The organism is Flammeovirga sp. SJP92, from assembly GCF_001583495.1.
Taxonomy (GTDB): domain Bacteria; phylum Bacteroidota; class Bacteroidia; order Cytophagales; family Flammeovirgaceae; genus Flammeovirga.
Window position 1 is genome coordinate 54971 of record NZ_LQAQ01000116.1, and the last position, 26495, is coordinate 81465.

Sequence of the window (26495 nt, forward strand, 5' to 3'; positions counted from 1 at the left end):
ACAGCGTCACTTGGAACTGCACATTGGCGAAGTCTCCCGACTTCGAAGTACAAGTAATAAGTAATATTTATTTCGAAGTCAGGAGACTTCGCCAATATTCTATCACAAGTGACGCCTACCGGCTTAACACTTGCGACATAAATAATTCAACCAAAAAATAATTACACAACTACATAAACCTGTTTGATACAACCAAAAACATCAAGCAAAAACTTCTAAGAAACATCATACAATCTATTTACTGAAATGAAGAAAAACTACTTTTCAATTTTTTTATCCCTATGGATCCTTTCCTCTTGTACCCAAGAGAAAGTGGAACAATACGTCGGTCAACCGAAAGACCTAAGGTATGCGGGGGTAGCTGACTACAAATGTGGAGACTTTTTCACTACCTATCAGCCTTCTGTTTTCGTGGGAGGCGGTGAAGCTGAATTTAAGATTACCAACGTTGTCAATACTTCAGGAGAAGAGATAGAAGTGACCAACAACTTCTCTATTGATCCAGGTAATGGCGTAATCTCATTTTTAGAATACAATAACTTACTGCCGGGTGAGTACACATTTGATATTGCTGTAACCAATGCCATTGCAGAAGTGAATTTCCAAAATGTATTATCATTTGAAGCACACCAAGCGGAGCCTAGCGGATTGTATTACCTTCCGAATTTATACTCCACTTACGGTACCAATATGGAATTTTCAACAGCATTTCCCAATGTAAAAGGAGGAGGTCCATATACTTACAAATTGAATAATCACACGGATGTTTTCACGATTGATGCCACAACAGGAAGCATTCATTTAGCCAAAGAATACACTATTGGTGATGATGAGTTCAAGGAATTTAAGTTAGATGTTGCCGTAGAAAATGCACAAGGCGAACAAATGCAAGAAAGTATCATGGACATTGAAGTATTAGGAGCGAATATCGGTCAATTGATATTTCATGGCATTGCGATCAAAGGCGATAGCGAAAGTTATGGATTACAAAATCTGACTTCCAATAATTACTACGGAACAGTAACCAAAGAGCTGTCAGGCGAAGAGTATACGACGGTATTGAACGATTCTACGCACAATCCAAAGTTTGTAGGAGAAACTTGGAGAAGAGCCTGGGCAGGACAGGTCTTTCCTTATCAGCAAGAAGACGGCGTGATTACGGAACGTGTATTAGTAGCCTATTGGTCTGATAGTGAAGAATCGAGAAGTTTCTTAGCCACTGAAACTGTAGATCTAACCAATTATACTACAGATGCTTATATCGAAACTTCAGGACTTTGGAGATACAGTGGTGGGGCTGAACATGTCAATCAGCATTTAAGTGTGGCCATTATAGATGTGACAGAACTAGACGAAGGATCCCCTGTAGCGTCTGAATGGGAAATTTTAGAAAATGATATTTCGGACCGCTTTATTCAATTCCCAACAGACGGACTTATCAAAGAAATAGACTTAAAACTGAATGGATCTTTAGAGGTTCAAATTCCAGAAAAATACTTGGGCAAGCAGATCCAAGTGGCGCTCATTGCTGATTTCTTAAACCCAGAAATCGGAGCATTAACAAGAAGGTTTTATGTACACGAACTTCAAGTAAGAGCAAAATAATGAAGAGGATTATGAAACAAGTTACTTACAAATATATATTCATCTTATTGGCTTTGGTATGCTCACTCTCTGTTCAAGCACAAGAAGAAACAGAAGAAAAACCAAAGTTTGTAAGAGTAACAGGTATGGTGTTGGATCAGGAAGATGATCTGCCTATTCCGGGAGCAAGTATTTTGGTGGAAGGCACAAAACACGGTACAGCTTCTGATTTTAATGGAAAATACTCTCTCCGCGTAAGAGAAAATGCTACACTATCGGTTTCTTTTATTGGTTATCAAACGAAAAGCATCAGTGTAGAAGGAAGAAAAGAGATTATTGTTCACCTCAAAACAGATGTGGAAGTTTTGGATGAATTGGTGGTCATTGGTTATGGTAAGCAAGATGCGAAAGAGGTATCGGGTTCCATTAAATCAGTGGTGATTGATGACGAAATCGCTTCCATGCCTGCCGCTTCTTTTGATCAGCTGTTGCAAGGACGTATGGCCGGTGTACAGGTTTACTCGGGCGAAGGCGGACCGGGACAAGCTATGAACTTTGAAATCAGAGGTACAAACACCATCACGGGAACATCAAGCCCATTGTATGTGATTGATGGATTTCCATTGGAAGACCCAACATTGTTCAGTTTAGATCCTGCGGATATAGAGCGTGTAGATGTATTGAAAGATGCCTCTGCTACGGCGATTTACGGATCGAGAGCCTCTAACGGTGTAATTTTGATCACGACCAAACAAGGAACAGCAGGGAAACCAACCGTCACTTTTAATACAAAAATGGGAATGTCACAAATTCCCGAGGAAAGAATAATTAAGACATTAAGCCCTCAAGATTATGTAGAGGTACAACACGACATAGGAGGAGGAGATCCATGGGGAGAGTCTTCTAACTACACTGATGAAGACTACACCAATTGGCAAAAAGAAATTTTCCGTCAGGCACCTTTCCAAAACTATACTTTATCATTGAAAGGCGGTTCTGAGCAAACAAAAGTATTTACCTCACTAGGTTATGTTAATCAGCAAGGAACATTATTGAACTCAAGTTTTGAGCGTTTAAATGGACGTTTGAAACTGGATCAAAGTATTGGGAAATTGGTGGATATGAGCGTGAATTTGAATTACGCAAATTCCAAACATGTAGGAATGAAAACGTCTACAGCACAAGTTTCAGCCATCAAATCAGCGATTATGTTTAAGCCAATGACCCCTAAAAACGGCGATTTGGAAGACGAAGATGAACTGAGTGCAGGATTCTATCCGCCAACACAAACACTCAATAATACAGACCGCGAAAGCGAAGTGGACGCCTTGCAAACCAATATCAACTTCACGGTGAAATTGGCAGAAGGGTTAAAGTTCAGAACGCAAGTAGGGTATCAGATTAATGTCAACAACGGCAGAACGTTCTTCAATTTAGGAACCAATCAAGCCGACAGAAGTGGTGCGGGCATCAATGGTACATTAAGTGCTTCGAAGACAGAGAATTTCTTGAATGAAAATGTATTGTCGTACAGCCTAAACCAAAATGGACATCACTTGGAAGCCATTGCAGGTTTATCCTTCCAAATGACGGAACGCTTTAACCAATCTTCATCTGCTAATCAGTTTCCATTGGATGATTTAGGGTGGAATAATATGGGAATTGCAAACGTGGCTCAAATGCCAAGTTCATCGTCCACTCAGCAAAATTTGATGTCAGGTTTTGGTAGGGTCTCTTATACTTACAAAAATAAATACATTGTGACGGCCTCACTCAGAGCAGATGGGTCATCAAGATTTAAAGAAGGCAACCGCTTTGGTATATTCCCATCAGCGTCGGCCGCTTGGAGAGCTGGAGAAGAAGAGTTTGTAAAGGACTTAGGTGTATTTGATGAATTAAAATTCAAAGTAGGTTTTGGTACTACCGGTAATAATAGAGTGAGTGATTTCGATTTCTTACCTACCGTTGGCGTCTCTTCAGGCTACTATTTTAATGGTGCTTACTCCTCTGCTTTCTATCAAAAACAATTGGCCAATACAGACCTCAAATGGGAAACTACTCAGCAGTTCAACGTGGGTACAGATATGGGATTCTTCAACAATAGAGTTTTATTGGATCTAGAATATTACTACAACTTGACAGACAACCTATTATTTAACGGTAGAATTGCACCTTCTACAGGTTATAATAATGTGAAGCAAAATATCGGTGCAGTTGCAAATCAAGGAGTGGAACTTTCATTGAATACGGTTAATGTAAGGACAAAGAATTTCCAATGGTCTACCAACTTCAATATTTCATTTAATAGAAGTGAAGTCAAAAAACTATCCTACGGAGAGGATTTCAGATTGTATGATCCAAATGTAGGAGGAATGTTCTCAGGGGAGTTGTATTACGGACTTTTTGTAGGTCAGCCTATGACACAAATGTACGGTTACAGATATGACGGAATGTATCAGGTCGATGACTTTATAAAAAGTGCAGACGGGAGTTTGACGCTGAAAGAAGGCGTACCGGAATTCATTTCTCAAACGGGAGAAGTAAGACCCGGACATCCAAAATACCGTGATTTGAATGGAGACGGACAGATTGATGAAAACGACAAAGAGATCATCGGTGATCCGAACCCAGAGTATTACGGTGGTTTTACGAATACTTTCACTTTCAAAAACTGGGATTTAAGCATCTTATTGACATGGTCAGTAGGCCAAGACGTTTTCAATGGCAATAATGCTGATTTTGGTGTGGTAGGAAGCCAAAGAGGTCGAAATTACTTGGAGCAAGTAGCCAATAGATGGTCGTATGACAACCCAACTTCAGAGGGCGTTTGGGCAGTGCCAGGTCCTGGATTAGAATACTCTTACCACCAAGTTTACGGAGGGCATCAAATGAGTGATTACTTCATAGAAGACGCCTCTTTCTTAAGAATTAAAAATATTACGCTAGGTTATAAAGTCAATAAGCAGTTTTTGAAGAAACTAAAAATCAAATCCTTCAGAGTATATGGATCAGTGGATAACCTTTGGGTGTTTACCAATTACTCAGGCTACGATCCGGAAGTATCCGTAAGGAGTCAAGCCATGTACAGAGGCATTGATTATTCTTCTTATCCTGCCGCGCAATCAGCCATCCTAGGTCTTCAAGTATCCTTCTAACTGACAGAGAAATGAAAAGATTTAATTACATATTATTCATCATTATCGCTACACTAAGTGCATGTTCGTTTTTGGATTTAGAACCCAAAGATGAACTGACAAGAGATAATTTTTACAAAAATGACAGAGAAGTAACCTTAGCTTTGTCAGGCGTTTATGCACAGCTACGAACGCTGTATGCAGAAGATTTTTCGGTTTGGCTAAACGTGGGAACGGACGAGATGCTTTACAGAAGAGCCACGTTTGGAAAAGAATTAAGCCGAATGTCATACAATGAATCTGATATAGATTTGGCTAGAATCTGGAAAAATAGCTACACGGCTATCAATATTGCCAATGACTTTATTGGGTCGTTGTCTGCATTGGATACCATCCCTAATTTAAAAAGAACAGACCACGACTTAATGTTGGGAGAAGCCTTGACGCTAAGAGCAATGTTCTATTTCAATATGGTAAGAATGTGGGAGCATATACCATTACGTTTGGATCATTTCACTGACCTCAACGGTAACTTGGAGGACTTGAATTTACCCAATGTACCGGCCAATAAAATCTATAATCAAATTGTGGCAGACTTGGAAGCCTCATTAGAATTGATGAACGAGCGCCCAAAGCAATACGGAAGAGTTTCGAAACAAATTGCTCACGGTATTTTGGCAAGAGTATTCTTAAATATGGCAGGGGCGAGAGTACAAGGAGGTGATTTTGGAAAGGATTACTGTTTGAATAAAGTAGTAGAGCACACCAACGCCGTGGTAAACTACGGTTATCATACGCTCTTACCAGAATATGAAGAGGTTTTCTTGAATGAGATCAAGGGCATCAGAAATGATGTGGAAGTGATGTGGGAAGTAGATTTTACAGTTTCAGACAGTAGAAATTTAGGAGGAAGAATCGGTAATTTCAATGGAGTACAAATCAGCTTTACTTCAGGTAATCAACCTTTCGCAACAGCCAATAGTTACATTGCTCCAACCATGCACAATGCTTTGTACAGCAATACAGATACTAGAAAAGCATGGAATTGTGCCGACTTTAGCTTCAACAATGACGGTGACTTTTACTTTCCTGTTTTTACCAAAAATCAATTAAGATGGTACCCTGGAAAATGGAGAAGATTGGATTTGGGAAGAGATTCCAACGGAGAATTAGATGACACTGCAGAAAGCTTAGAAATGGGCGTCATCAACAAAGATAGAACCTCAATTAATTTCCCATTGTTGCGTTACAGCGATGTTTTATTGATGAGAGCAGAAGCATTGTACCTTTTACAAGGTGAAAACGAACAGTCTAATCAGGATATTGAATTGGTAAGAAATAGAGCCAATGCAGGTACTTTGGAAGAAGGATTAATGCAAGTGGACGGTAACTATATGAAGCTGATTCAGGAGGAACGCAGAAGAGAACTTTGCTACGAAGGTCATAGAAGGTTTGATTTGGTACGCTGGGGAACGCTATTGGAAACAATGAGAGATTTGAGTGAAAACATCAGAGCAAACCCTAGCTTCAGAGAAGAGCACGAAATACAGTTAGTGGCACCAGGTGAGAGGGTAGAAGAGAAGCATGTGGTGTTCCCAATTCCTTCAGACGAATTGCAGATCAACGTGAACATTAAACAACACAACCTTTGGTAAACGGAATTGACATGAAAAAATTACTCATAAATATAGTGGCAATGTTGAGTTTTACGGCTTGTTTAACAGAGCATGATGTAGACTTCACGTTACCTGCCGAAGCTCCTCAAACATTATTGTATCATCAAAATGATGTGGTAAAGCCTTTCACACTCTCGTTTGAGGGTGTGGCACCAGAAACTATGGCGGATGGAGCATTGAACTATGATATCTCCAAAGTGGCATGGATTCAGGCTTCAGACACGACAGTGGTCGAAGACAGCATCAACCCTTTCTCCATTAATCAAGAAACGGGCGTGATCCAATACACTCCTCATGACTCTACAAAGCTAGGAGCCTATTTGATTGATGTAATGCTCAACAATGAAGTAGGAACGACAGCATTTACCAATGCCTACCGAGCTGTTTTGGAGGATTGGCGACCGATTGTTTTCATTGAAGCAGAGGATGAGAACATCGAATTATTGATTGATAATGCAGGCCAGCCTCTTTCCTCTATTGTGACAGATGCGAAAGTCAACGTGGTAAGATGCGAGACTTCTGATGTGAAAATCGACATTACTCCGGCACTTCCCGAAGGCACTCAATTATTATTACATTCCACGGGTTATTTGTATTTTACAGGAGCAGTGGAGCAAAACACCTATACAGTGGTATTGTCAGCTGAGAATGAATACGGCGAAGCACAAGAACAACCAATGCTGTACTTCCATACCAAAGTGGCTTCAACGGTAGAACGACCATTGTTTGAAATGGAAATTACGTCCAATTACAAGCCAGATGGATTAACTGAATTTGAGTTTGAAGGTATGTTCTTCAAGCAGATTTCAGGACCGGAAATCACTTCGGCTACGACTTGGTGGAACATCAACCGTGAAAAGAAAAACCATCCTGACCAATCAAGAAACGGAAACTACATCACAAGATGCTATGCTAGAACATTGGAAGAAAACTCTCAAGCAGAGCATATGATGGTCCCTCTAGGTTCATTTGATACAGAAAATCTCCAAACCATCATGACCGAAACAGGCGTACTTTTCAACGCCGGCGTAGACATTACTGGAGATCAAAGAATCGAAATCAGAGCCGTAGGAGAAACCGCCTATAACGAAGCAATAGCAAATAATGACGTAGCTTCAAAAATCGATGATTGGCCATTGGTATACACTACAGCAGAGCATGAAAGAACTGAAAAGGGTTGGTTCTTTATTCACCATAATGCGGAAGCAGGTGTAAAAATCAACGACGCTAAAATGAAAATAGTGGTCCTCTACAGACACATGGGAGCAATCAACAGTGGCTATATGGGATTGGACCAATTGAAAGTCACCGGCAAGTATTTGCTATTTGATTAGACCTATGTTTCAAGTGTTAAGCGATAGCGTCACTTGGAACAGGACATTGGCGAAGTCTCCTGACTTCGAAAGATGTTAGTTAGAAGTCGGGAGACTTCTGATGATCTGTAGGACACGAATGACGCTTTCGCTTAACATTCGCGCCAGGGAGATTTTCTACCCAATTTGTTTGGTAGTGCTCCCCTGGCCTTGAAGGGAAAAGCGTTAAAAATTTCATGTATTGAGCCGTTAAAAATGATTTTCTTGTTTGAGCTTTAGCGAGTTTAAAATCATTTAGGCGAGAGGAATGGAATTTAGCTTTTGACTTCTAAGCCTTGAATTTTTTGCTTCGTTTTTGTTTCAAGACAAAAATGAAGAGGAAGGAAGTTTGAAAGTAGGATGTTGAAAGCTTGTAAAATGATTAACGGATAGCTGACGATATTTTAGAGAAGTGGCTTCAAACGAACCACATTCTCCAACATTGACAGAAGAAATGAAAGAATAATGAAAAAGTTACATCGAAATATCATTACAATAATCGCTTTTATTTTGGCGACTCCGCTGATGCTTTCAGCGGAGGTACGCCCCAATGAAGTGGTGATTGGACTCGACGATTCTATTCAGCAACAACTGTTGAATTTAGAAAGCATTCCTTATTGGAAAGACAGCACTCGCTTGATTTCTTACGAAGAAATGCTGGTCAGGAATCCGAAATTCGATGTAACGGATCATTATTCGAAAGCAGATTATGACAATGAGGCCAACTACTGGTTGAAGTTTAAAGTCAATATTGATCACAACAGCGCTAAGCATTGGCTTATTGAAATTTACGATCAGAAAATACAAGAGATCTTCGTTTTTCTTCCATTATTGGACGGTAGTCTGAAAAAGGAAATCATGGGTGCTTCTCATCCTTATGCAAAAAGAAGGTACGATCACAAAAACTTCGTCATTCCACTGACACATGATATCGATTTTTCAAAACCAATTTTTGTCAAGATCAATAGCAATAAGAAAGTGGACCTTCATATGAATTTCCGAAGCATCAACCGTTTTGTGCAGTACTCTACCAAAGAATACCTATGGTTTGGCTTACAGTATGGTGCTTTTATCATTATGGCGGTGTACTCACTTTTGCTTTGGACGAGTATCCGAGATTTCAAATACATTGCTTATATCGGGCATATCGTGGTGGTGTGTCTGTATAGTATGACCAACGACGGTGTTGCGTTCCAGTTTTTATGGCCCAAAACGCCAGCTATCAATACCTTTATTAATGCCTTTCTGAGTTTTGCGGTATCTCTGACAGTGACCAATTTTATCAGAGAAGTCGTAGATAAAAAGTACTTGACAAGGTCTTATCATATTGCCATCAATGTACTTTTCGGCATTCAGTTTCTGGTATTGGTTTTGACTATAATGGGCGAGGTTCCCTCAGAAGGAAGACTCTCGTTGGTGATCACCTTGCCCGTTTTACTTTTCGGGTTGACCAGTATCTACCGAAAATCCACCATGTCACCCTATTACATCATGGGGATTAGTTTTCTGCTGATCGGATGCATTATATGGTACATGAAATGGTACGGTGTGATTCCTCATAACTTCTTCACTTTTTATGGTTTCAGAATGTCAGTCATTGCTGAAATGTTGGCATTCTCTTTTGCTCTTTATGACACGTTACGTCTTTTGAAAGAAAGCGAACACCAAGCACAACGTAAGCTTTTGAATCAGCAAAGAATAACGGAATTGATGCACGAACAGGTGATTGAAGAGCAGAAGAAGAACATTGAGTTGAGTAATAAGGTCAATGAAGAACTGGAGCAAAAAGTAAAGGAGAGAACGGAGGAACTACAGAAAAGAGAAATGCAGTTGGAGGAATTGAATCAGCAACTTTCGCAAAGAGCAGAGAAGCTGGGAAAAACCAATTACAAGCTCGATGTCACCAACTACAACCTGAAAGATGAAATCAAAAAAGTCATTGAGAAACGCTTTATCAATCAGGTGGTCACACTGACCGAATTCCAAGATTTATTCCCAGATGCAACGGCTTGTAAGCGTTATTTGGCTAAGCAAAAATGGAGTAATGGATTCAAATGTAAGCAATGCGGAAACTGTTCAGGTTCTAAAACAGGACAGACATTTACCATGCGTTGTACCAAGTGCGGTTACGTAGATTCAGTGACGAGTAATACGGTTTTCCATGGCGTCAAGTTTGATCTGACCAAAGCCTTTTACCTTTCCTACATCACACTTTATCAACCCGACGCCTACCGCAATATTGAGTTGAGTGAAATGCTGAATATGTCGAGAAATACAATTTCGAAGTTTAAGACCAAAGTGAAAGAAGCGAAAGAGAACAAATTACTCATTCCAAATTTCACCATTGAAGAAAACAATACCATTGAAATAGACGAAAAGAAGCAAGCCTAATGAAAGAGGTACTTATAAAAAGAATATTATGGCTATTGATGCTGACAAGTGGAACATCTTTAGCACAAGACCGCCCCAATTTTTTGATTATCGTAGCCGATGATTTGGGGTATGCAGATGTAGGGTATCATCATTTGAGTAAGGATATTCCTACCAAAAACATTGATAAGTTAGCAGAAAAAGGCGTAGTCTTTAAAAACGGTTATGTTACTGCACCGGTTTGTGGTCCTTCACGCGCAGCGCTACTGACGGGTAGTTATCAGCAGAGATTTGGTTTTAAAGATAATCCAGGTCCTTTCCGCCCTTCTCCAGAAGTGGTGCCGGGCATTTCTGATGATTTCCCTACCATTGCTGAAAAATTACAGGAGAATGGATATGCTACCGTTGCCATTGGAAAGTGGCATTTGGGAGGACAAGAGGATCGAAACTACTTACCGCTTCAAAAAGGGTTTGACCATTATTATGGTTTCTTGGGTGGTGCTTCTTCCTATTATTTTGAAGACGAATGCTCTCAATTTTTTATGGAAGATGATCAGCCCATCAAAACACCCAAAGTATACCTAACGGATTTATTTGGTCAGAAAGCCATTGATTATATTGATGCACACGATCAGCAACAACCTTTCTTTATGTATTGGGCACCTAACGCAGTTCATACGCCATTGGAAGCACCTCAGGAAGTGTTGAAGAAGTTTGATCATATCAAAGATCCTAACCGAAAAAAGCTTGTGGCCATGCAGTATGTCATGGATCAGAACATCGGAAAAATCATTCAAAAATTGAAAGAAAAAGGGATATACGAGAACACCATGATCGTATTTATCTCTGATAATGGAGGAAAACCTGGCGATAATGCATCTCTCAACCTTCCCTTGAACGGTGATAAAGGGACTTTATTTGAAGGTGGAATCAAAACGCCTTACTTGATGCACTTCCCTGCACAATTACCTAATGGGAAAATCTATGAACCTATGGTATCAAGTATGGACATCTATCCTACATTATTATCATTTGCGGGCATTCCTCTTCCGGTACACATTGATGGTGTCAATTTAATTCCATTTGTCACCACGGATAAACATCAGCCACACCATCAGCTGTTCTGGAAGAATGCCAACAAGTGGTGTGTTCGTCATGGAGATTGGAAACTGTTTTACGATAAGAAAGCCAAAAAGGAAAGATTGTATCACATCAGTGCAGACCCTTATGAAAAGGAAGACTTGTATAAAAAGAACCCTGAAAAAGTAGAGGAATTGAAAACCATCTATGCCCATTGGGATCAGAATAATTCAAAAATTGCTTGGGGTTGGAATCCTTCGGCAGTAGGAAAATACAAAGTACATAATCAGTTTACTTTTGAAGAAATCATCCCTGAACGTTTTGAAAGCAAGCAGTTCCAGCAAGTAGAAGTGATTCAAAACCCTCACAAAAAAGGATTGAATCAGAGTGAACATGTTTTGGAATTGGAACATGGAGAAAGTACTTCAAAAATCCGTGTTTCACATGCACCAATGTCACCCAAAGAATTAGGGTACTGCCATTTGAAAATCTACGCTAAAAAAGCAACTGAAGTAGAAGTACATTTGAAATTAGGAGACGAAACCGAATTCAATCATCAAGTCCAAACGTATACAACAACAGGACAGTGGCAGGATTTAGTCTTTGACTATTCCAAATTCAAAGGAAAGGTGAAAGGATTGGAAATTGTCTTCAAAGGCAAGAATTCAAAAATCTTTGTAGACGATATATGGTGGAATAAAAACCCACAACCTATCACCGTCAATGATGCTTCTAAAGTAGAGCAAATCCAACTTTTTACTAGTATCAAAAATAAAAACAAAAAAGTATTGACATGGAAACCTATCCCAAATGTAGACGCCTATGAAGTAAGGCATAAAGGGATAGTGATTGCAACAACAGTCAAACATTACGTCCAGATAGAAAAAGGCCTTCCATTACGAGAGATCAAAGTGAAAGCCAGATCGGATCATAAACTTTAAAGTATTTCTGTTTCAAGTGTTAAGCGATAGCGTCACTTGGAACTGATCATTGGCGAAGTCTCCCGACTTCGAACCACCGACCAAATACATTTCGAAGTCAGGAGACTTCACCAATATAGAATCACAAGTGACGCCTTAACGGCTTAACACTTGCGACATAAAAAAAGAATAAAGAGACATTCAATAATAATATCATGAAAAGCATCATCAATTTTAGTTTTTACTTATTAGTAAGCATTTTTTCCAGCGCATTATTCGCACAAAGTACCACACCGAACATCCTATTAATCACAGCGGATGATATGGACTTCAATTCCATCGGTGCCAATGGTAGTAAAGTAGAAGACATCACACCGAACATTGACAAACTCGCCTCACAAGGCATTCGATTTACAAATGCCCACGTTACAGTAGCCGTTTGTATGCCGTCAAGAGGTGTAATCGGAACAGGCTGTTACCCCAACAACAGTGGTATGACAGGCTTTTTCCCTTCCAAACCGGAAGTGCCTACATTGGCAGAGGAATTAAAAAAACAGAAGAATTATAAAACGGGTATCCTTGGAAAAGTAAAACACTCTACACCGAAAAAAGTAGAAAAATATGTGTGGGAATATCAACAAGACTCTAAAGATTTAGGATCAGGTAGATCTCCAAAATTATACAAATCGCACTTCAAGAAATTCTTGGAGCAAGCGAAATCAGAAAACAGACCTTTCTTTATGATGGCCAACTCTCACGATCCACACCGTCCATTTTTCGTAGACAGTCCAAACTATGAAAGAAACGGTAGACAGAGACCTTCAAGAATCTATACTCCAGAAGAAGTGGAAGTACCAGGTTTCTTAACGGATATGCCAGAAATAAGACAAGAATTAGCGAACTACTTTAGTTCCGTAAAACGATGTGACGACACTGTTGGAGCATTATTGGAAGCCTTAGAAGAAGAAGGCCTAACAGAAAATACCATCATCATTTTCTTGTCTGACAACGGTATGGCCTTCCCATTTGCCAAGTCCAATGTGTATTTACAATCCACAAGAACACCATTTATGGTCAAATGGCCAAAGCACATTCAGGCAGGGCAGGTCAATGAAAAAGATATGGTTTCTATGGTCGACTTAATGCCAACACTTTTAGAAGCGACAGGTCTTGAGATTCCGGCGACATTAGACGGAAGAAGTTTCTTACCGATTTTAAAAGGAAAGAAACAAAAAGACAGAGACATGATTTACACGCATTACAATGAAACATCAGGTAGCAAAGCCTTCCCAATGCGTGCTGTACAAACACACGATTACTTGTACATCTTCTCACCATGGGCCGTAGGAGGTAGACAATACAAAACGTCATCGATCAACGGAAAAACATTTACAGCCATGAAAACAGAAGCGGAAACAAATCCTGAAATGAAAGAGCGTGTAGATTTCTGCCTTTTCAGAACTGTTTCAGAATTCTATGATTTAAAAAATGATCCGAACGGTTTAAATAATGTGATCAACTCTCCAAAATACGCAAAGCAACAAGCGGAGTTTGAAAAAGCCATGTTGGAATACATGCAAAAAACAGAGGATCCTATGTTGGACATGTACAATCACAAAGAGGATGAGCAATACTTGATCTCTGCCACCCAAAAGCACCAAGAGTACGTCAATGAATTGAACCGTATTCGCAGAGCGGAAAAAAGAAAAGCGAGAGCAGAAGCTGGTGAAACAGGTAAGAAGAAAAAGAAAAAACAGGCACATTAATCCCCTCTAATAGCATCAATTTCCAAGGTTGAGCAAAAAAATGAAAAATTTTCAATAATTCGATAGGGATTTCAATAGTGAAATACACTTCTGTAGATGAAAAGGTAGTTAAGTAAAGCGATTTATCTTAGTAAATCAATCGTAGTGTAGTGATAGAGGTGATGTTTTGCATCACCTTTATTTTTTTGTCTCCATCTGTTTTTGTTATAAGTTACAAACTTAAACAATACAATACTCAAGTTCGCAGTGACGCCTCTCGGCTTGACACGATGAACAGTGGGTAACTTATAATCTTCTAGAGTTTTTGTCACCACCGTTCAAATACATTATGAGGTCAATAGTACGATATTTTGTCATTTTATAACCGATTTTATTCTCCATAGATTTGTGGATGCTATCATATTCAGTTTTATTGATTATAGTATTACAAAATGAGAGATAATCAAGATAGGACTTAGTGTTTTCAACTCTATATTTATGAGGAAATTCATTTTTTAAATATCTATAAATCCTACTATCCCAAATAGCAAATTTATTTGGGTTGATAAAATGTAATAATTTGGATGTACCAACTAAAGAATTATTAAAGCACTCCTTTAATAATTCTAGTTCATTTTCTTTCAAGGTATTATCTTTTTTGGCAGAATTTAAAATCTTAAGTACTTCATTTAATTTTGTAGATTTGAAATTAAAAATTGTAGGCATCCATCCATATGTGAAATTAATACCTATTACTAAATTATGTTTTGTTATTTTTTCAAGATCTTTAAAATATTTCACAAATTCTTTGTATGAAATAAAATCAGAGCTTTGTTTATCAATTTTTATCTTTTGCTCATCGATTAAGAATTGTTCAATTGTATTTTGGTTTAAAAGTTCTATTAACATAATTAATTGTTTTAGATACAATGTTTAAGATATGTGCCTGTTATGATTCAGAACACTTTTAGTATAAAAAACTTACCCTTTCTGATGTAAGCATTTAGAAAGTTATAGGTAGTTTCCTTCTAATTAATAGAATTCAAATGGACTAACTTCATCTATATCTATTATTTCTTCCATTTCAGCTATTATTGATTCATTAATTATAGACGTATTTTCAATAATTGTTTTCAAACTACCATGAAGGAACTCAATATTCCATATTGCTATAGAATGATCATTTACCTTTTGGCATAAAGGTTCTTCATACTCAATATTTCGATTAATTTTTAAAGTCACTCTTTGAAGCCAAACTTTAATATGTCCGGTATTTGGTAATCTTTGAAATTTTTTAAGTATTGAGTCGATTAGTTTTACTCTATTATCAATATCAAGGTCATTTAATAACCTGCTGATTATACCAGTTGAAATGGGATAGACTCTTGGGTTTCTAAAAGCAATGTTTACTACAATACCAATTAAAGCTTTTACATCCTTTAATTCTTTTTTCATTTTGGAAATTCTATTAAAATAGTCGGTTAAAGCTTTTGTTAAACTTCCGGAGTTAGGGTATTGATGAGATAATTCATTAATAATCAAGAGTTGTTTTTGTAAACTACTTCTTTTTTGAACAATTGAATTCCAATAAATTTTATCAGGTTTGATTGAAGATCTAATTAAATCATTTGATGGAATGGTTTTTTGAGAACTTAGTTTCATTCCAAGTGAAATCAAAACTTCGGTTAAATTCTTCATTATTAAGTCTGCATCAACTGGACTATTTGTAAAGATCCTATAGTCATCACGATATCTTAGAATCTTATAGTCATTTATATTCTCTGATTTAATCTTGTCACTCAATAAAGTATCAGCATATCCAAGAACCAACTCAGCAATAAAATCCATTAATCTGCTTCCTTGTGGAATTCCGTTTGTTTGGCCATGTCCCATATCTCTAATTTGAGAATCTATATTATTCCCTAACAGAGAAATAGATCTCTCATTTTTAGCAATTTCTTTTCCATGTAAAGCCCATGGAATAGAATGAGTGTAGATTGATCCATAACAATCTGCTATATCAGTATGAATAACGTAATTAAAATCTAATGATAATTCAAGAGACTTTTGCTCTATTTCATTCCACCAACTTAATATAGTTGAAGCTTTATCTGACTCCTTATCATAATCAGATTCTAGTGGTATACTACAACAAACAATTTTTGTGTTTTCATGTAAAGTGTTAAACCTATTGACTATTTCTAACCAATTATCATCAGTTGTAATTGTATGTACTAAATGAACATATAAAGCGGGGTTAATTAACTGAAAAGGTCTCCAAGAATATTTGCCATCTTTATTATTCAGAAATTTATAATTCACTTCATCAACCATATATGGTTTCAGAGGCTTCATTCTATTTGGTTGAGCTTCGAATTGAGAATAATAATTTGATAATGAATTTTCTTTCAAAAGGTTGCTTACTTTTGTCAATAAATTGCTGAAATCATAGTATAACGGTAAGTCAAAGTTCGCATAACTACTATTTTTTAGAAGAAATTTTCTTGCATCCTCACTAGACATATCTAAAATTCTCATTGAACTGATTCTTATTAGTATTAATTATTAGTTTAAAAAAGTTTTCATTGTATTGTTCATAGGTTCTTTTGGTATGAATGATTACTTGTTATTGAAGTTTGTTCTTTTTTCTATCATTTGAATCATTACATCTACATATTCTCTAATCTGCTTATGATACTTAACTTAAGAAGAACCCCTTTATTACCATGAAAAATATTATTTCTGTAGCGATAAACAACATAGAGTAATAGAAACAACCTATCAAAATTCTCTTCTTGTTTCGTTAAGATTGTACTAATTTAGGATTATCATTTTTATTGTATAAATGTTTATATAATTTTTTGTCCTGATATCTCTTATGAAAATAGGTTGAAATAGTTTCGTCTCTATCAATATTATAAAATTGATTTTGTGCAACTTCCTCCATTTTTTTCATGGTACAGAATTCTTAAAAAACTTTTGTTCATAAATTATCCAAAGAATTAGAAATCCTGTTACATCACTATCTTTTGAATGTTCATCTATTTGATCTTCATTTGTTACTTTTAACTCTTTCGCTAGCCATTTTTTTAAATTTTCAATCACCTTTTAAATTAATGCTTATCGTTAGGTTGATATATATACTACAGATAAATGACATTATCTTTATGTAGTACAAGACTTAATGTACTTCGATTATCTATAGTACATATTAGATTCTGTATTTTAAAATGATGTTTATCCAATAGTTAAAAAAGACCTTCAACCACTTTTTAGTTTGCTATTAACTTATTATAAGCTTATTTCAATTTACATTATTCTCGTGTATTGCAAAACAATAATTGATTTCATGAAAGAGTTGGGAAGGTTTATAATAGTGTAGAAGTTCCTAATATTCTGAGAACCATTCAAAACTTTCAATTTCAAGATATTCTCTTGGTACCTCTTTTAATATTGTACCTTTTGTTTTATCAGGTCTGTATTCTTTACTTACAGTTTTAATAAACTGTCCTTCTTTTGAAACATCAGGATATATATATTCAAGCGTGTCAACCTCTAATCCATCCCATTTGTATTTATAAAGTCCCACTTCACCTGGATGACCATATCCGACCCCTCTAATTATTTGTTCACTTGAGGAGAAGGTTGGGTTTATAAATTCGTAATCAGTGGTGAATGTTCCATCGGGTTGATTCAAATATACATTATAAACATTTCTTCTACAGCAACCTGATGATGGATACCAATGAACAAGAAAATCATTTCTTTTATCTCCATTTACATCATATATAGTATCACGAATGGATGTCATACCCTCCTGTTGCCTAGATATTAATTCTTCAGTGTGCCCACCATTGACCTTGTAAATGTTTAGGTAAGCAGCCCAAGGAACATTTCTTCGAAGTAAAAAATATGTATGTTCATCATTGAAGAGTTTACCTATTTCGATTTCTATATCAATAGCAAATGAACTACTGTCAGGTTGAATTGAATATTGCGTTGTAAAACTGTTTGTATTGAATTCTTTTTTGGCAGTTCTAAATGCGTCTTTTAAAGCATAATCAAGGTGTGATTTCTGTATTCTTTTTTCTGCGGCAACTTGCGTTCTTCTCTCCACTCTATTCAATACCTTCTTTGATTCCGCCTGTTGACTATTGTTTTCAATTGAAGAAATATCAACATTATCGTTTAGTTGTGTAGAAGGGGTATCTTTTATGGAAGTTTGTTCACAGCTAGTCAGCAGACTGATTATTATAAGTATGATGTTTATATTTTTCATTTAGTTACCACTAACATGTCAATTATCGATTGTTTTGTTCCAATAAAAAAATGCTTTCGGCTACCATATAAGTTTACTTTTGATATTCAACGAAAGTGTGATTTTCATCTTTCAGCTCTTCATTGATGATTTCCGAAATGATATCCCAATCACCACCTGCTAATCCAGCTCCAATTGCAGGGTAGCCTATTCTCAACCCAGAAAATTCTTTCTTCACTATTTTAAAGACTGCTCTTATGGCTTCATAGTCTGCTTTTCTCCCACTTCCTCTCCAATTGAATTGAGTATATCCGTTTACAATTACTAATTCCCTATTTCCAGTTTTTGATTTGGCCCAACTGATTGTGCCTAATTTTGATTGATTACCTTTCTCAGTCTGTAAATCTGCATTATATGCTTCAGGGAACTTCTGTTTGATTGTTTTCGCAATACCTGCACCCATCGTACAAAAACAATTACAGCCGTGAATTATTAAATCGAATTCACCATCAATTGCCAATGCAATTAAATCTCCTTTTCTTTTATTCATGTTCTTAAAATTCAAATGCGGAAGACGAAGTTTTACTAACCTTTTTCTCCATTAATTGCTAGATCAAAAAACTTACCTGTTTTGAGTATACTACAATGTAATACATTTTATTTGCCAATAAATAGTGAGTTTGTTCATAAATAATCACAACAGGAGTGATATTTATATTTCACATTTAATAATGGTGATGATAATGTTTCGTTTTGTAGTTCGTGAGACGCAAAGCATTACATTTCTACAAAGGGAAATCTATAACGATTTGAAGAATTAAATTGAAAAGATACTACAGTAGAGCCACAAGGCATTGTGGCTTACGAACCATTATTACAATTGTTAGGCGTAGTGAAAACCTATTAGTTTAACATCACGAACAGAGGAGCTTTTGGTTTTGAAATATCGTATTCAATAATAAAAAAGCTTTCAACAACCTAATTGTAATGGTAGTTGAAAGCTGATTTCAATTTATAAACCTTGTGAAATATGGATTTATTTTCGCCAAATTAACTCTTTCATAGGGTTATCAGTATCTCTAAGTTTTAGTTGAGTTGGTGAAGATTCCACTATTACAAAATTCTTGACAAAGCTATCATTATCAGTCATCGTTAAAACTCGGTTTTCAATTTTATAAATCAAGTTAATATCTTTGATAATCACGACTTGAGCTGATATAAAGTTCACTTCTCCAAGTTCAGTATCATAAGTATTCCACGTTCCTAATATATTTTGAGCGTCTTTTGAATCGAGTTGTTGAACGAATTCAAGACTTTCCTGTGATAATTGAGCAGTAGAAGATTTTGATAAAATTACACCTCCAATGATAGTGGCAAGGAAAACTGCAATGATCATATACCCGACCTTATCCAAAGGTCTTGGTTTTAAATCTATCTTTTCTAATCCGCTTTTTTCTCTTAAAGTGGCTAGGTCTTTCTTCTGAATCACATATGTTTTTGTCCATCTGTCATGCCAGCCCCAACTATTTGAGCCAAGACAGCTGAAGGGTTCAAACGGGACAAGCCTAGTGAAAGTCCTTAAGATAATTGTTCTGAGATCTGGTTTTTCTCCCTGCTTATCCACAACTATAGTATCTGAAATTAATTTCCCAGGTGTTAACTGGAAGTAATATTCAAAGAAGATGCAGTAAAGTGGATACAATAAAAAAGTAAATAGTTGACTAAGTTCCATAACAGGGATCAAATTGACCAGGTAAGTCAATCCCTGCAAGATAAATCCATCAATCAAGAAGTGTACAAACCTAATTCCGCGCGAAACAGTCCTCACGGGGATACCATGTTGATTGGTATTGGCTTTAATTTTAGCTTGTCTTTTAGCGTTGATCTCTTCTTGCACTTCTTCCGACTTCTCAGATTGTAAACCTCTTAGTTCAAGTTCCCAAATTGCCGCTTGAACCGCTTCTACTTGAAATTTTTCTTTATTATCAATGTAATATTGAAGATCGGAATTGGATTTTAATCTAAGTTTATTAGTGAAAAAATTTTCTTTGTTCATTTAGTGTACTATGTTTCTTGTTATATTTTACATCAGTTCGGCTAATAAAGCAGTTTATGGTCTCCATAACCTATTTTAACCTCGCCCAATTTTCAATTTAGCTCCAATGCTTTTTGCATTATTTGCAAGGTCTTCCATCGAGAGAACCTCTTCCATGGTGATCCATTTACCCATTTCACAACTTTTTAATAACTCCATGGCTTCCAAAAAGTCGTCAATGAAAAGCGTATAACCATTATAATCCCAACAGCTAGACCAGCCTCTTGCTTCATTCCACTGTTTCATAAAAATGGGGAGAGTGTCGTATTCCATCGTCTTTATATTCTTGTCGAAGAATTCTTCTCCTGCCAAATCAAAATAACCGCCGTCAAAAATGATGGCAATTCTTCGGTTTTTGTCTTCGTACCAAAGAATATCTTCTTTTCCACAAGCAGGAACACCACATTCAGGGCAGGGTTCAGTGAAGTTTTTAATAACATTAAAAATAAACTTTTGACCATCTGATACTATTTCGTGAGTCTGCATTTTGATTTTCTTATGTTCTACAATGTAAATGCTTATACAGGCGAGGAGGTGTCACTCGAATAAGGCGTTTGTTCGTTTTTTACTCAATATAATGCCACTTCATGTGCTTCATTCCTAATCTACGATACCCAATTCCAGTATCAGTAAAGTCTAGAACAATTATGGCACTTACTTTTTTAGAAGGGATATTCCATTTGATATCATTATCCACCCATGGTTTTAGCCTAAGTTTTTTTGTTTTAATATTTGTTTTGTTCTCTAAACTTAGTAAGCACGAATTACCTTCTAAATCAACAACAACTTGAAGACGTAATGTCCCCCTCAACTTCTTTGTAATTGATGTACCCAGGTGTGCTTTTACAGCATCAATAAATTCAGAGGAATTTATTTTAGCAGTTGTAGTATCACTTTCTAAAGCAAATCGATCCGTATTGCAACCGACGAACTTTTCCGGAAAAATATTCTGAGCTATTGAGCTGTTTGATAAAAGGCTTAGAATTAGTACAGTGATAAATGTAATTGAAACTTTCATGGTTTTAGTATTATAGACATTGAATAAACACCAGCATGTCAATCATTTATTAGAATACGATGTTCATCAATAATTAAAAAATACCCTCAACTACCATTAAGTTTGCTGTTGATAGTTGAAAGCTGATTTGAATTTACATTTTCATGTGCTAGAAAACAAGAATTGATTTTTTAGGAAGTAAGTGAGATTGGTAACAAAAGCCTTTTGGAAATGCGAAAATAGAGGATGTTTTAAGCTTCAAACTTAAACGATATTGAAGTTCGTTGTGACGTTTATCGGCTTAACACAACGAACAGTGTAGGAAGTCTTTAGGGGAAGACTAAATTGATGAAAAAAGAGACTATTAATAACAGCTACTTTTCTAATTAGTTTTCAATGTATCATAACACTAAATGATATATCGAATCAATACTATCATTTAGTGTTACCTATGCATTTTATTGCTTTGTCAATATATATTTATCCCCATTCGCTTTTGTCAGTATTAGGCCGTTTTCATCCGTTTCAAAACTCCATTCATCCTTCAAAATAAGTGTCCAATCAAAATCAGCAGTCCAATGACAGTCATTTTGAATCTGAATAGAATTACTTGAAATAGAATAGTTCCCCGTACAAAGAGCAGGGAATTTTTCAATTTTACTATTGCCAGTATAAGTTCCATTATTGAAACTTAATTCAACCTCTGAAATATTTCCATTTCTTTCGAAAACTCCAATATAGTCCCCATTTATGACTGTTTGTGATTTTTCATCATCACTGCTACATGCAAATGTTAGAAATAGAATGCCGATTAGAATTAAAATTTTTGGTTTCATAGTTTTATTTAATTTAAGATACTTTGAAAGCTGTCTATGAGTTATTTACACTTAAATATAACTCAATCTCTTTGAGAGTGCAAGTGTAGGACCGTTGGAGTAGAATATAGGTTTGCGTTTATATGTACAAGAAAACAAGAATTGATTTTTTAGGAAATAGGTGAGGTTGATAACAAAAGCCTTTTGAAAAGTAGTCTTTTGTGACAATACAGAATGTTTTAAGCTTCAAACTTAAACGATATTGAAGTTCATAGTGACGTTGATCGGCTTAACACAACGGACAGTGTAGGGGTTAATTATGATATTTCTCTGTATTCACTTTTTATTTGTTAAATAATATCTCTCAAGTCTATGCATGTGGATTAATTCGTTCTCATCAGAAATAATTTGTTTTAATCGAGTCCAAGACTTTTTACCAATCTCACATATCTTGAGCCAATATTCATTTTTAAAAATCTCAGTTTCATTAAACTTCTGCTCAGGTTTATTGGTCATTTCAACAAACTTCTCTAGAGCAAAATGGAAGTCTTGAATGGATTCAAATTCTAATTGAGAAATTATTCCGTCTTTGATTTGACATTGATAGTTATCATCTAAATAAAGATCATCAAAATATCTATAAATATTTTCCGAGAACCAACCTATTTCATTTGGATATTTTCTGTTGACCCATAAATCTTTCTGATATTCTAAGTGAGTCATTAAAAATAATTCACCTAACCATCTTAATCGCCAATTTCTTTTTAATTCTATTTTTTCTTTTTCAGTCATTTTATTGAAGATAGCCTCTGTTATCTTTTATTTAAGCCGTTAAAATCTAGTAATTCCCCCCAATACGGTATAGATGATAATTCCATTTTATTAATTTCAGCAGAATTTAATTCTAGAAATTGATTTGAAGGTTCTATACTCCACCCTGTTTCATCATAAACAATTTCACTTAAACCTATTTCATCTTGAAGTTCATGCAAAAGATAATGTCTGATATTGCAACCATAAACAATAGTATCAAATCCATGCAATGATATTATAGGATTAGCTTCTCGAATTGATTGACTTACTAAATATCTATGTCCTAAAAATGGAATTAGCTTTGGTGCATTATTATACCATTCATTAAAAACATTTTTACGATTGTTAATAGATTGAGGTTTCTTTCCAAAGCTTGCTAACCAAATTTTATCATTGAGTACACTTTGTAGTAAACTTTCATATGCCCATTTTTGAGCATTTTCAAGTTCATTATTATCTGTATTCCAATTATAAAAAAATGAATGTTCTGTACTAATTTTATCAACTGTATGTAAAACCTTCAAAAATTCTTTATAATCATCAGGAAAGGTTATTGAATATTTTCTTTCTGCTTCTGCAATTTCTTTATCGGTCATTCCTATCCATTTTGCTCCAAATATCCATTCTTCACAAACTAAATTATTATTACTTATCGTTGGCTCAACGCTCCAAAATTCTTCAGTTTGCTCTTTAAACCAATGTAGGAATTCTAAATAATCTTGAGGTATATCCATTTGAAATTAATTGATGATAAGGTTCGATTTACTATACCCATTTATTAAAAAATACCCTCAACTACCTTTAAGCTTACAGTAATAGAGGCGAAAGCTGATTTGAATTTACATTCTCATGTACTAGAAAACAAGAAGAACATTTGAATGGAGATAGGGATGGGTTAACTACTGTATTTTTTTGTTAGGCCTGTCCTTATAGTATAAATGTAGTTTTTTGTCAGATAAACTGATAATACTAAACCATATACAAAGGGTTGAAAATCTACAATAATATGGTGGATACTGAATAAGTAGATTAGGCTACAATACATCGCTGCGAGTTCACTTGAAATCATAAAAAAAGTGATCACATAATACCAATTTTTAAAATTTTTATTTAGTAGTAAAAGGCAGATTAAAACATTTATAATGATCAATATTCCCCCTATCAGATAGGTTGCTTTCCAATCTAAGTTATCAATATAGTTTTGATCCAAGATCATGGAAACAATATTTGCTAGAATAACAACCCCATACATATCTGGAATTGGAGAATCATAACTTAATGGCGACCTAAATTTATCTTCAAGATCCTCGGAAAGTGGCGCTCCTATATATCCAAGGAGAACAATTTTTCCTTCTAAAAAATTAAATAAGAAGTCTTCGTCATTCAAAACTTCTGAATACTCTACTTTTGAGTAAATTTCAATATTTCCTTTGAAAAAAATAGTTTCAATACTGTCTTTACGAGATAAAAATTGAGATGCTAAATTATGGTTATATAATTCTGCCACTTTTATGGCGAAATGAAGTTCTTTCCTATTGGTATCCAAGTCTATATACTTTACCATTTTTCGAACAACTTCATTTTGCTCATTATCATAATGGAAATGTGTCAAACCATGCTCTGTATTTTGAGTAAATGGCTTATCAGATAATTCAAGTTGTAGGTTGTTTTTTTCATCATTAACTATGCTACTTGGAAGAATAACTTTAGTATGCATATTATTCAGAGCATGATAAAGAATTTTGTTTTCATGTGGGTTTGAGTAACTCGTATTTCCCATAAAAGTGGCGTTGATACCTATTACTGCGGGTTGATACTGATCTAGTTTTGTAAGTAATTTTCCAATTTCTCCTCTTGAGGCCTTTCCTATATTGATTAAGACAATATCCTTATCTATAACTTTATCATTTCTAATTTGATAATAGATATCAGTAACCTTAAAATCCGGATTGATAATTTTTGTGATGAAAGAAAATATGTTTGTAGTAAAACAAGAAACTAAAATGATTAGAATAAGAGTATGCTTTATAATTTTTGCCATCAATATTTAGTTCATTTTCGTTGGTATTTAAATCAATTTATTTCAATAATTGCTCCTTTATCAGCTTTATCAGGACTTAACGTCATAAAATAATAATTAAAGATTGTACAATTTGCTTGTCTAAATATATTCTCAGTTGGTGTTTTTCTTTTGCTGATAGATGATTTTGTATCAACTTGATATTTAAGTGTATTTAATTTGTTCTCAATTACAATGGAATTATCTACAACAATTTCCCAACCTTGATTTTCTCACCAACAAATCCCACCTGTGGCTGCATCTAGAAGTGACTTTGGTAATTATCTCAAATTGACGTTCACTCATTTACCAAAATTTAGTTTTACCAATATCTTTCTAGGCTATCTGATAAGGGCAGTATACAGTTTCCTTTAAAAAAGAACTCTTCTGAATCATCAGAAGGTTCACCTGTAAATTCAATTTCTATATGCTCATTTTCTAGTTTCTGAACTTTAAAAATACAGTTATTAATTGTTTGGTGACTTTGATGGTAAAACCCTGTTCGATATTTGATATCCCATTCTTCTCCAGCTTTTTCTCTATTTAAAATCTGGAGTAGAGAAACTTTACCAATCTCTATTTCTGAATTGTGAACCGTTAGAATTTCCATTGTCGGCCCCCATACAATTTCTTTTTGTCCATCAGGCATTGCAATATCATATTCAGCTCTTATCCAAAAATTGATTTGGTAATTCTCATCTAGTTTTGTTAACGAAAACCTTCCTTTTCCTATCTGATAATCTTCCACCTTATCGGTATATATTAAAGATATTTGACCAATAGAATGCATGATAATTTATGTGATTGCATACAACATTTGATCAATTTACATTCTAATGTATTACAAAACAAGAATTGTTATTCTTACCAGAAAATAGAAGAGATGATAAAATCTTTTGAAAGGTGTTTTTTGTTATGATCAAGTATGCATTATTCTACAAACCTTTGAAAAACGATATAGCAATGAAACGAATGAACGATTACAAACAGTATTGAAAGAATAATGTAGAGAGTGGATATATATGGAATTTTTATAAATGATTTTTGACCTACCATACCAATCCCCACAAACCAAATCAGTGTTGTAAAAGCGGGAGCCATAAAACCAATTTGACTTGTACTCCACAAAGATTCTGGATAGAGAATTACAATTCCCCAAGACATAAAATAGAAAACTAATCCAACTAAGTATGTTCTGATACCAGCTCGTTGTACTCGTGTTTCAAATGACAATAACATTAGTGCTGGTAATGCAAACACAATAATTCGGGATATATTCTCAATATATTTTACGAGGGGTGGAATGTTTTCCCAGAAAATCTCAGGACTATATCCCTTAGGTAAGTACTTTACGAGCAGAATATTCCACAAGAATATGGGAATTAAGAGTAGAAAACAGTTCCATATGTATTTTTTCATCTTCATTTGTAATCTATCGTGTAAGTACATTACTGCATTGTAAACCAAATTATAGTCAACTTTCAATCTTCCTTCTTCAGTTCTGTTGCTTAAATGATTTTAAACTTCAAACAAGAAAATCATTTTTAACGACTGACCGCATGAAAACCTTGACGCTTTTCCCTTCAAGGCAAAGGGA

21 protein-coding genes are annotated in these 26495 nt (G+C 35.4%); 7 read left to right on the forward strand and 14 right to left on the reverse strand.

Annotation, left to right across the window (positions count from 1 at the left end; genetic code table 11):
- The first annotated feature begins 246 nt into the window (after positions 1-246).
- Genes AVL50_RS30655 through AVL50_RS30670 form a run of 4 tightly spaced genes read left to right on the forward strand, consistent with a single transcriptional unit; the run spans position 247 to position 7728 of the window.
- Positions 247-1605 carry a hypothetical protein gene (locus tag AVL50_RS30655; RefSeq protein ID WP_062621565.1) on the forward strand — a complete coding sequence of 453 codons (1359 nt, stop codon included), beginning with the start codon at positions 247-249 and terminating at the stop codon, positions 1603-1605.
- Between the two features lie 11 nt (positions 1606-1616).
- A complete protein-coding gene (locus tag AVL50_RS30660) occupies positions 1617-4739 on the forward strand; it encodes a TonB-dependent receptor (protein ID WP_172826955.1) in 3123 nt (1040 codons plus the stop codon).
- 11 nt (positions 4740-4750) lie between these two features.
- On the forward strand, positions 4751-6373 hold the full coding sequence (locus AVL50_RS30665; RefSeq protein ID WP_062621567.1) for a RagB/SusD family nutrient uptake outer membrane protein: 1623 nt from the start codon (positions 4751-4753) through the stop codon (positions 6371-6373).
- Between the two features lie 11 nt (positions 6374-6384).
- Entirely contained in the window at positions 6385-7728 is a 1344-nt protein-coding gene (locus AVL50_RS30670; RefSeq protein WP_157491714.1) for a hypothetical protein, read from the forward strand.
- Between the two features lie 79 nt (positions 7729-7807).
- On the opposite strand, the gene AVL50_RS33195 is transcribed toward AVL50_RS30670, so the two are convergent.
- Positions 7808-7945 carry a hypothetical protein gene (locus AVL50_RS33195; RefSeq protein WP_157491716.1) on the reverse strand — a complete coding sequence of 46 codons (138 nt, stop codon included), beginning with the start codon at positions 7943-7945 and terminating at the stop codon, positions 7808-7810.
- 266 nt (positions 7946-8211) lie between these two features.
- Between AVL50_RS33195 and AVL50_RS30675 the strand changes: the two genes are divergently transcribed.
- From AVL50_RS30675 to AVL50_RS30685, 3 genes are all read left to right on the forward strand, one after another.
- Positions 8212-10137, forward strand: coding sequence for a 7TM diverse intracellular signaling domain-containing protein (locus AVL50_RS30675; RefSeq protein ID WP_082796081.1), 1926 nt, complete (start codon positions 8212-8214; stop codon positions 10135-10137).
- Entirely contained in the window at positions 10137-12137 is a 2001-nt protein-coding gene (locus AVL50_RS30680; protein ID WP_062621571.1) for a sulfatase, read from the forward strand. The genes AVL50_RS30675 and AVL50_RS30680 overlap by 1 nt, the downstream gene beginning before the upstream one ends.
- A gap of 194 nt (positions 12138-12331) precedes the next feature.
- On the forward strand, positions 12332-13882 hold the full coding sequence (locus tag AVL50_RS30685) for a sulfatase (RefSeq protein ID WP_062621573.1): 1551 nt from the start codon (positions 12332-12334) through the stop codon (positions 13880-13882).
- Between the two features lie 285 nt (positions 13883-14167).
- Here AVL50_RS30685 and AVL50_RS30690 read toward each other — a convergent pair whose 3' ends face one another.
- The 13 genes from AVL50_RS30690 to AVL50_RS30750 form a co-directional block, all read right to left on the reverse strand.
- Positions 14168-14770 carry a hypothetical protein gene (locus tag AVL50_RS30690; RefSeq protein ID WP_062621575.1) on the reverse strand — a complete coding sequence of 201 codons (603 nt, stop codon included), beginning with the start codon at positions 14768-14770 and terminating at the stop codon, positions 14168-14170.
- 123 nt (positions 14771-14893) lie between these two features.
- Positions 14894-16399 carry an RNA-directed DNA polymerase gene (locus AVL50_RS30695; protein WP_062621577.1) on the reverse strand — a complete coding sequence of 502 codons (1506 nt, stop codon included), beginning with the start codon at positions 16397-16399 and terminating at the stop codon, positions 14894-14896.
- A gap of 850 nt (positions 16400-17249) precedes the next feature.
- Positions 17250-18140 (reverse strand): hypothetical protein, encoded by an 891-nt coding sequence (locus tag AVL50_RS30700; RefSeq protein ID WP_062621579.1) that lies wholly within the window; start codon positions 18138-18140, stop codon positions 17250-17252.
- Between the two features lie 73 nt (positions 18141-18213).
- Positions 18214-18669 carry a macro domain-containing protein gene (locus AVL50_RS30705; protein WP_062621581.1) on the reverse strand — a complete coding sequence of 152 codons (456 nt, stop codon included), beginning with the start codon at positions 18667-18669 and terminating at the stop codon, positions 18214-18216.
- A 486-nt stretch (positions 18670-19155) separates the two neighbouring features.
- On the reverse strand, positions 19156-20175 hold the full coding sequence (locus tag AVL50_RS30710; RefSeq protein ID WP_062621583.1) for an RDD family protein: 1020 nt from the start codon (positions 20173-20175) through the stop codon (positions 19156-19158).
- Between the two features lie 75 nt (positions 20176-20250).
- The gene (locus AVL50_RS30715; RefSeq protein ID WP_062621585.1) at positions 20251-20700 is read right to left on the reverse strand and encodes a hypothetical protein; all 450 of its coding nucleotides are present in this window, start codon (positions 20698-20700) and stop codon (positions 20251-20253) included.
- Positions 20701-20779: 79 nt separating this feature from the next.
- Positions 20780-21232, reverse strand: a complete 453-nt coding sequence (locus AVL50_RS30720; protein WP_062621587.1) for a hypothetical protein — start codon at positions 21230-21232, stop codon at positions 20780-20782.
- Between the two features lie 437 nt (positions 21233-21669).
- Positions 21670-22047, reverse strand: a complete 378-nt coding sequence (locus tag AVL50_RS30725; RefSeq protein WP_062621589.1) for a hypothetical protein — start codon at positions 22045-22047, stop codon at positions 21670-21672.
- A gap of 315 nt (positions 22048-22362) precedes the next feature.
- The gene (locus AVL50_RS30730) at positions 22363-22818 is read right to left on the reverse strand and encodes a hypothetical protein (protein ID WP_062621592.1); all 456 of its coding nucleotides are present in this window, start codon (positions 22816-22818) and stop codon (positions 22363-22365) included.
- Between the two features lie 20 nt (positions 22819-22838).
- A complete protein-coding gene (locus AVL50_RS30735) occupies positions 22839-23573 on the reverse strand; it encodes an SMI1/KNR4 family protein (protein ID WP_062621594.1) in 735 nt (244 codons plus the stop codon).
- A gap of 161 nt (positions 23574-23734) precedes the next feature.
- A complete protein-coding gene (locus AVL50_RS30740; RefSeq protein WP_062621596.1) occupies positions 23735-24880 on the reverse strand; it encodes a CHASE2 domain-containing protein in 1146 nt (381 codons plus the stop codon).
- 340 nt (positions 24881-25220) lie between these two features.
- Complete coding sequence (locus AVL50_RS30745) at positions 25221-25688, reverse strand: hypothetical protein (RefSeq protein WP_157491718.1); 468 nt, start codon at positions 25686-25688, stop codon at positions 25221-25223.
- A gap of 140 nt (positions 25689-25828) precedes the next feature.
- Positions 25829-26317 carry a hypothetical protein gene (locus AVL50_RS30750; protein WP_157491719.1) on the reverse strand — a complete coding sequence of 163 codons (489 nt, stop codon included), beginning with the start codon at positions 26315-26317 and terminating at the stop codon, positions 25829-25831.
- Positions 26318-26495 lie beyond the last annotated feature (178 nt).

Coding starts and splice junctions, on each gene's coding strand:
- AVL50_RS30665 (WP_062621567.1), top strand. CDS start 4,751: ATGAAAAGATTTAATTACATATTATTCATCATTATCGCTACACTAAGT.
- AVL50_RS30675 (WP_082796081.1), top strand. CDS start 8,212: ATGAAAAAGTTACATCGAAATATCATTACAATAATCGCTTTTATTTTG.
- AVL50_RS30705 (WP_062621581.1), bottom strand. CDS start 18,669: ATGAATAAAAGAAAAGGAGATTTAATTGCATTGGCAATTGATGGTGAA.
- AVL50_RS30745 (WP_157491718.1), bottom strand. CDS start 25,688: ATGCATTCTATTGGTCAAATATCTTTAATATATACCGATAAGGTGGAA.
- AVL50_RS30710 (WP_062621583.1), bottom strand. CDS start 20,175: ATGAACAAAGAAAATTTTTTCACTAATAAACTTAGATTAAAATCCAAT.
- AVL50_RS30750 (WP_157491719.1), bottom strand. CDS start 26,317: ATGAAAAAATACATATGGAACTGTTTTCTACTCTTAATTCCCATATTC.
- AVL50_RS30725 (WP_062621589.1), bottom strand. CDS start 22,047: ATGAAACCAAAAATTTTAATTCTAATCGGCATTCTATTTCTAACATTT.
- AVL50_RS30700 (WP_062621579.1), bottom strand. CDS start 18,140: ATGAAAAATATAAACATCATACTTATAATAATCAGTCTGCTGACTAGC.
- AVL50_RS30670 (WP_157491714.1), top strand. CDS start 6,385: ATGAAAAAATTACTCATAAATATAGTGGCAATGTTGAGTTTTACGGCT.
- AVL50_RS30685 (WP_062621573.1), top strand. CDS start 12,332: ATGAAAAGCATCATCAATTTTAGTTTTTACTTATTAGTAAGCATTTTT.
- AVL50_RS30715 (WP_062621585.1), bottom strand. CDS start 20,700: ATGCAGACTCACGAAATAGTATCAGATGGTCAAAAGTTTATTTTTAAT.
- AVL50_RS30730 (WP_062621592.1), bottom strand. CDS start 22,818: ATGACTGAAAAAGAAAAAATAGAATTAAAAAGAAATTGGCGATTAAGA.
- AVL50_RS30655 (WP_062621565.1), top strand. CDS start 247: ATGAAGAAAAACTACTTTTCAATTTTTTTATCCCTATGGATCCTTTCC.
- AVL50_RS30690 (WP_062621575.1), bottom strand. CDS start 14,770: ATGTTAATAGAACTTTTAAACCAAAATACAATTGAACAATTCTTAATC.
- AVL50_RS30695 (WP_062621577.1), bottom strand. CDS start 16,399: ATGAGAATTTTAGATATGTCTAGTGAGGATGCAAGAAAATTTCTTCTA.
- AVL50_RS30680 (WP_062621571.1), top strand. CDS start 10,137: ATGAAAGAGGTACTTATAAAAAGAATATTATGGCTATTGATGCTGACA.
- AVL50_RS30660 (WP_172826955.1), top strand. CDS start 1,617: ATGAAACAAGTTACTTACAAATATATATTCATCTTATTGGCTTTGGTA.
- AVL50_RS30735 (WP_062621594.1), bottom strand. CDS start 23,573: ATGGATATACCTCAAGATTATTTAGAATTCCTACATTGGTTTAAAGAG.
- AVL50_RS30740 (WP_062621596.1), bottom strand. CDS start 24,880: ATGGCAAAAATTATAAAGCATACTCTTATTCTAATCATTTTAGTTTCT.
- AVL50_RS33195 (WP_157491716.1), bottom strand. CDS start 7,945: ATGAAATTTTTAACGCTTTTCCCTTCAAGGCCAGGGGAGCACTACCAA.
- AVL50_RS30720 (WP_062621587.1), bottom strand. CDS start 21,232: ATGAAAGTTTCAATTACATTTATCACTGTACTAATTCTAAGCCTTTTA.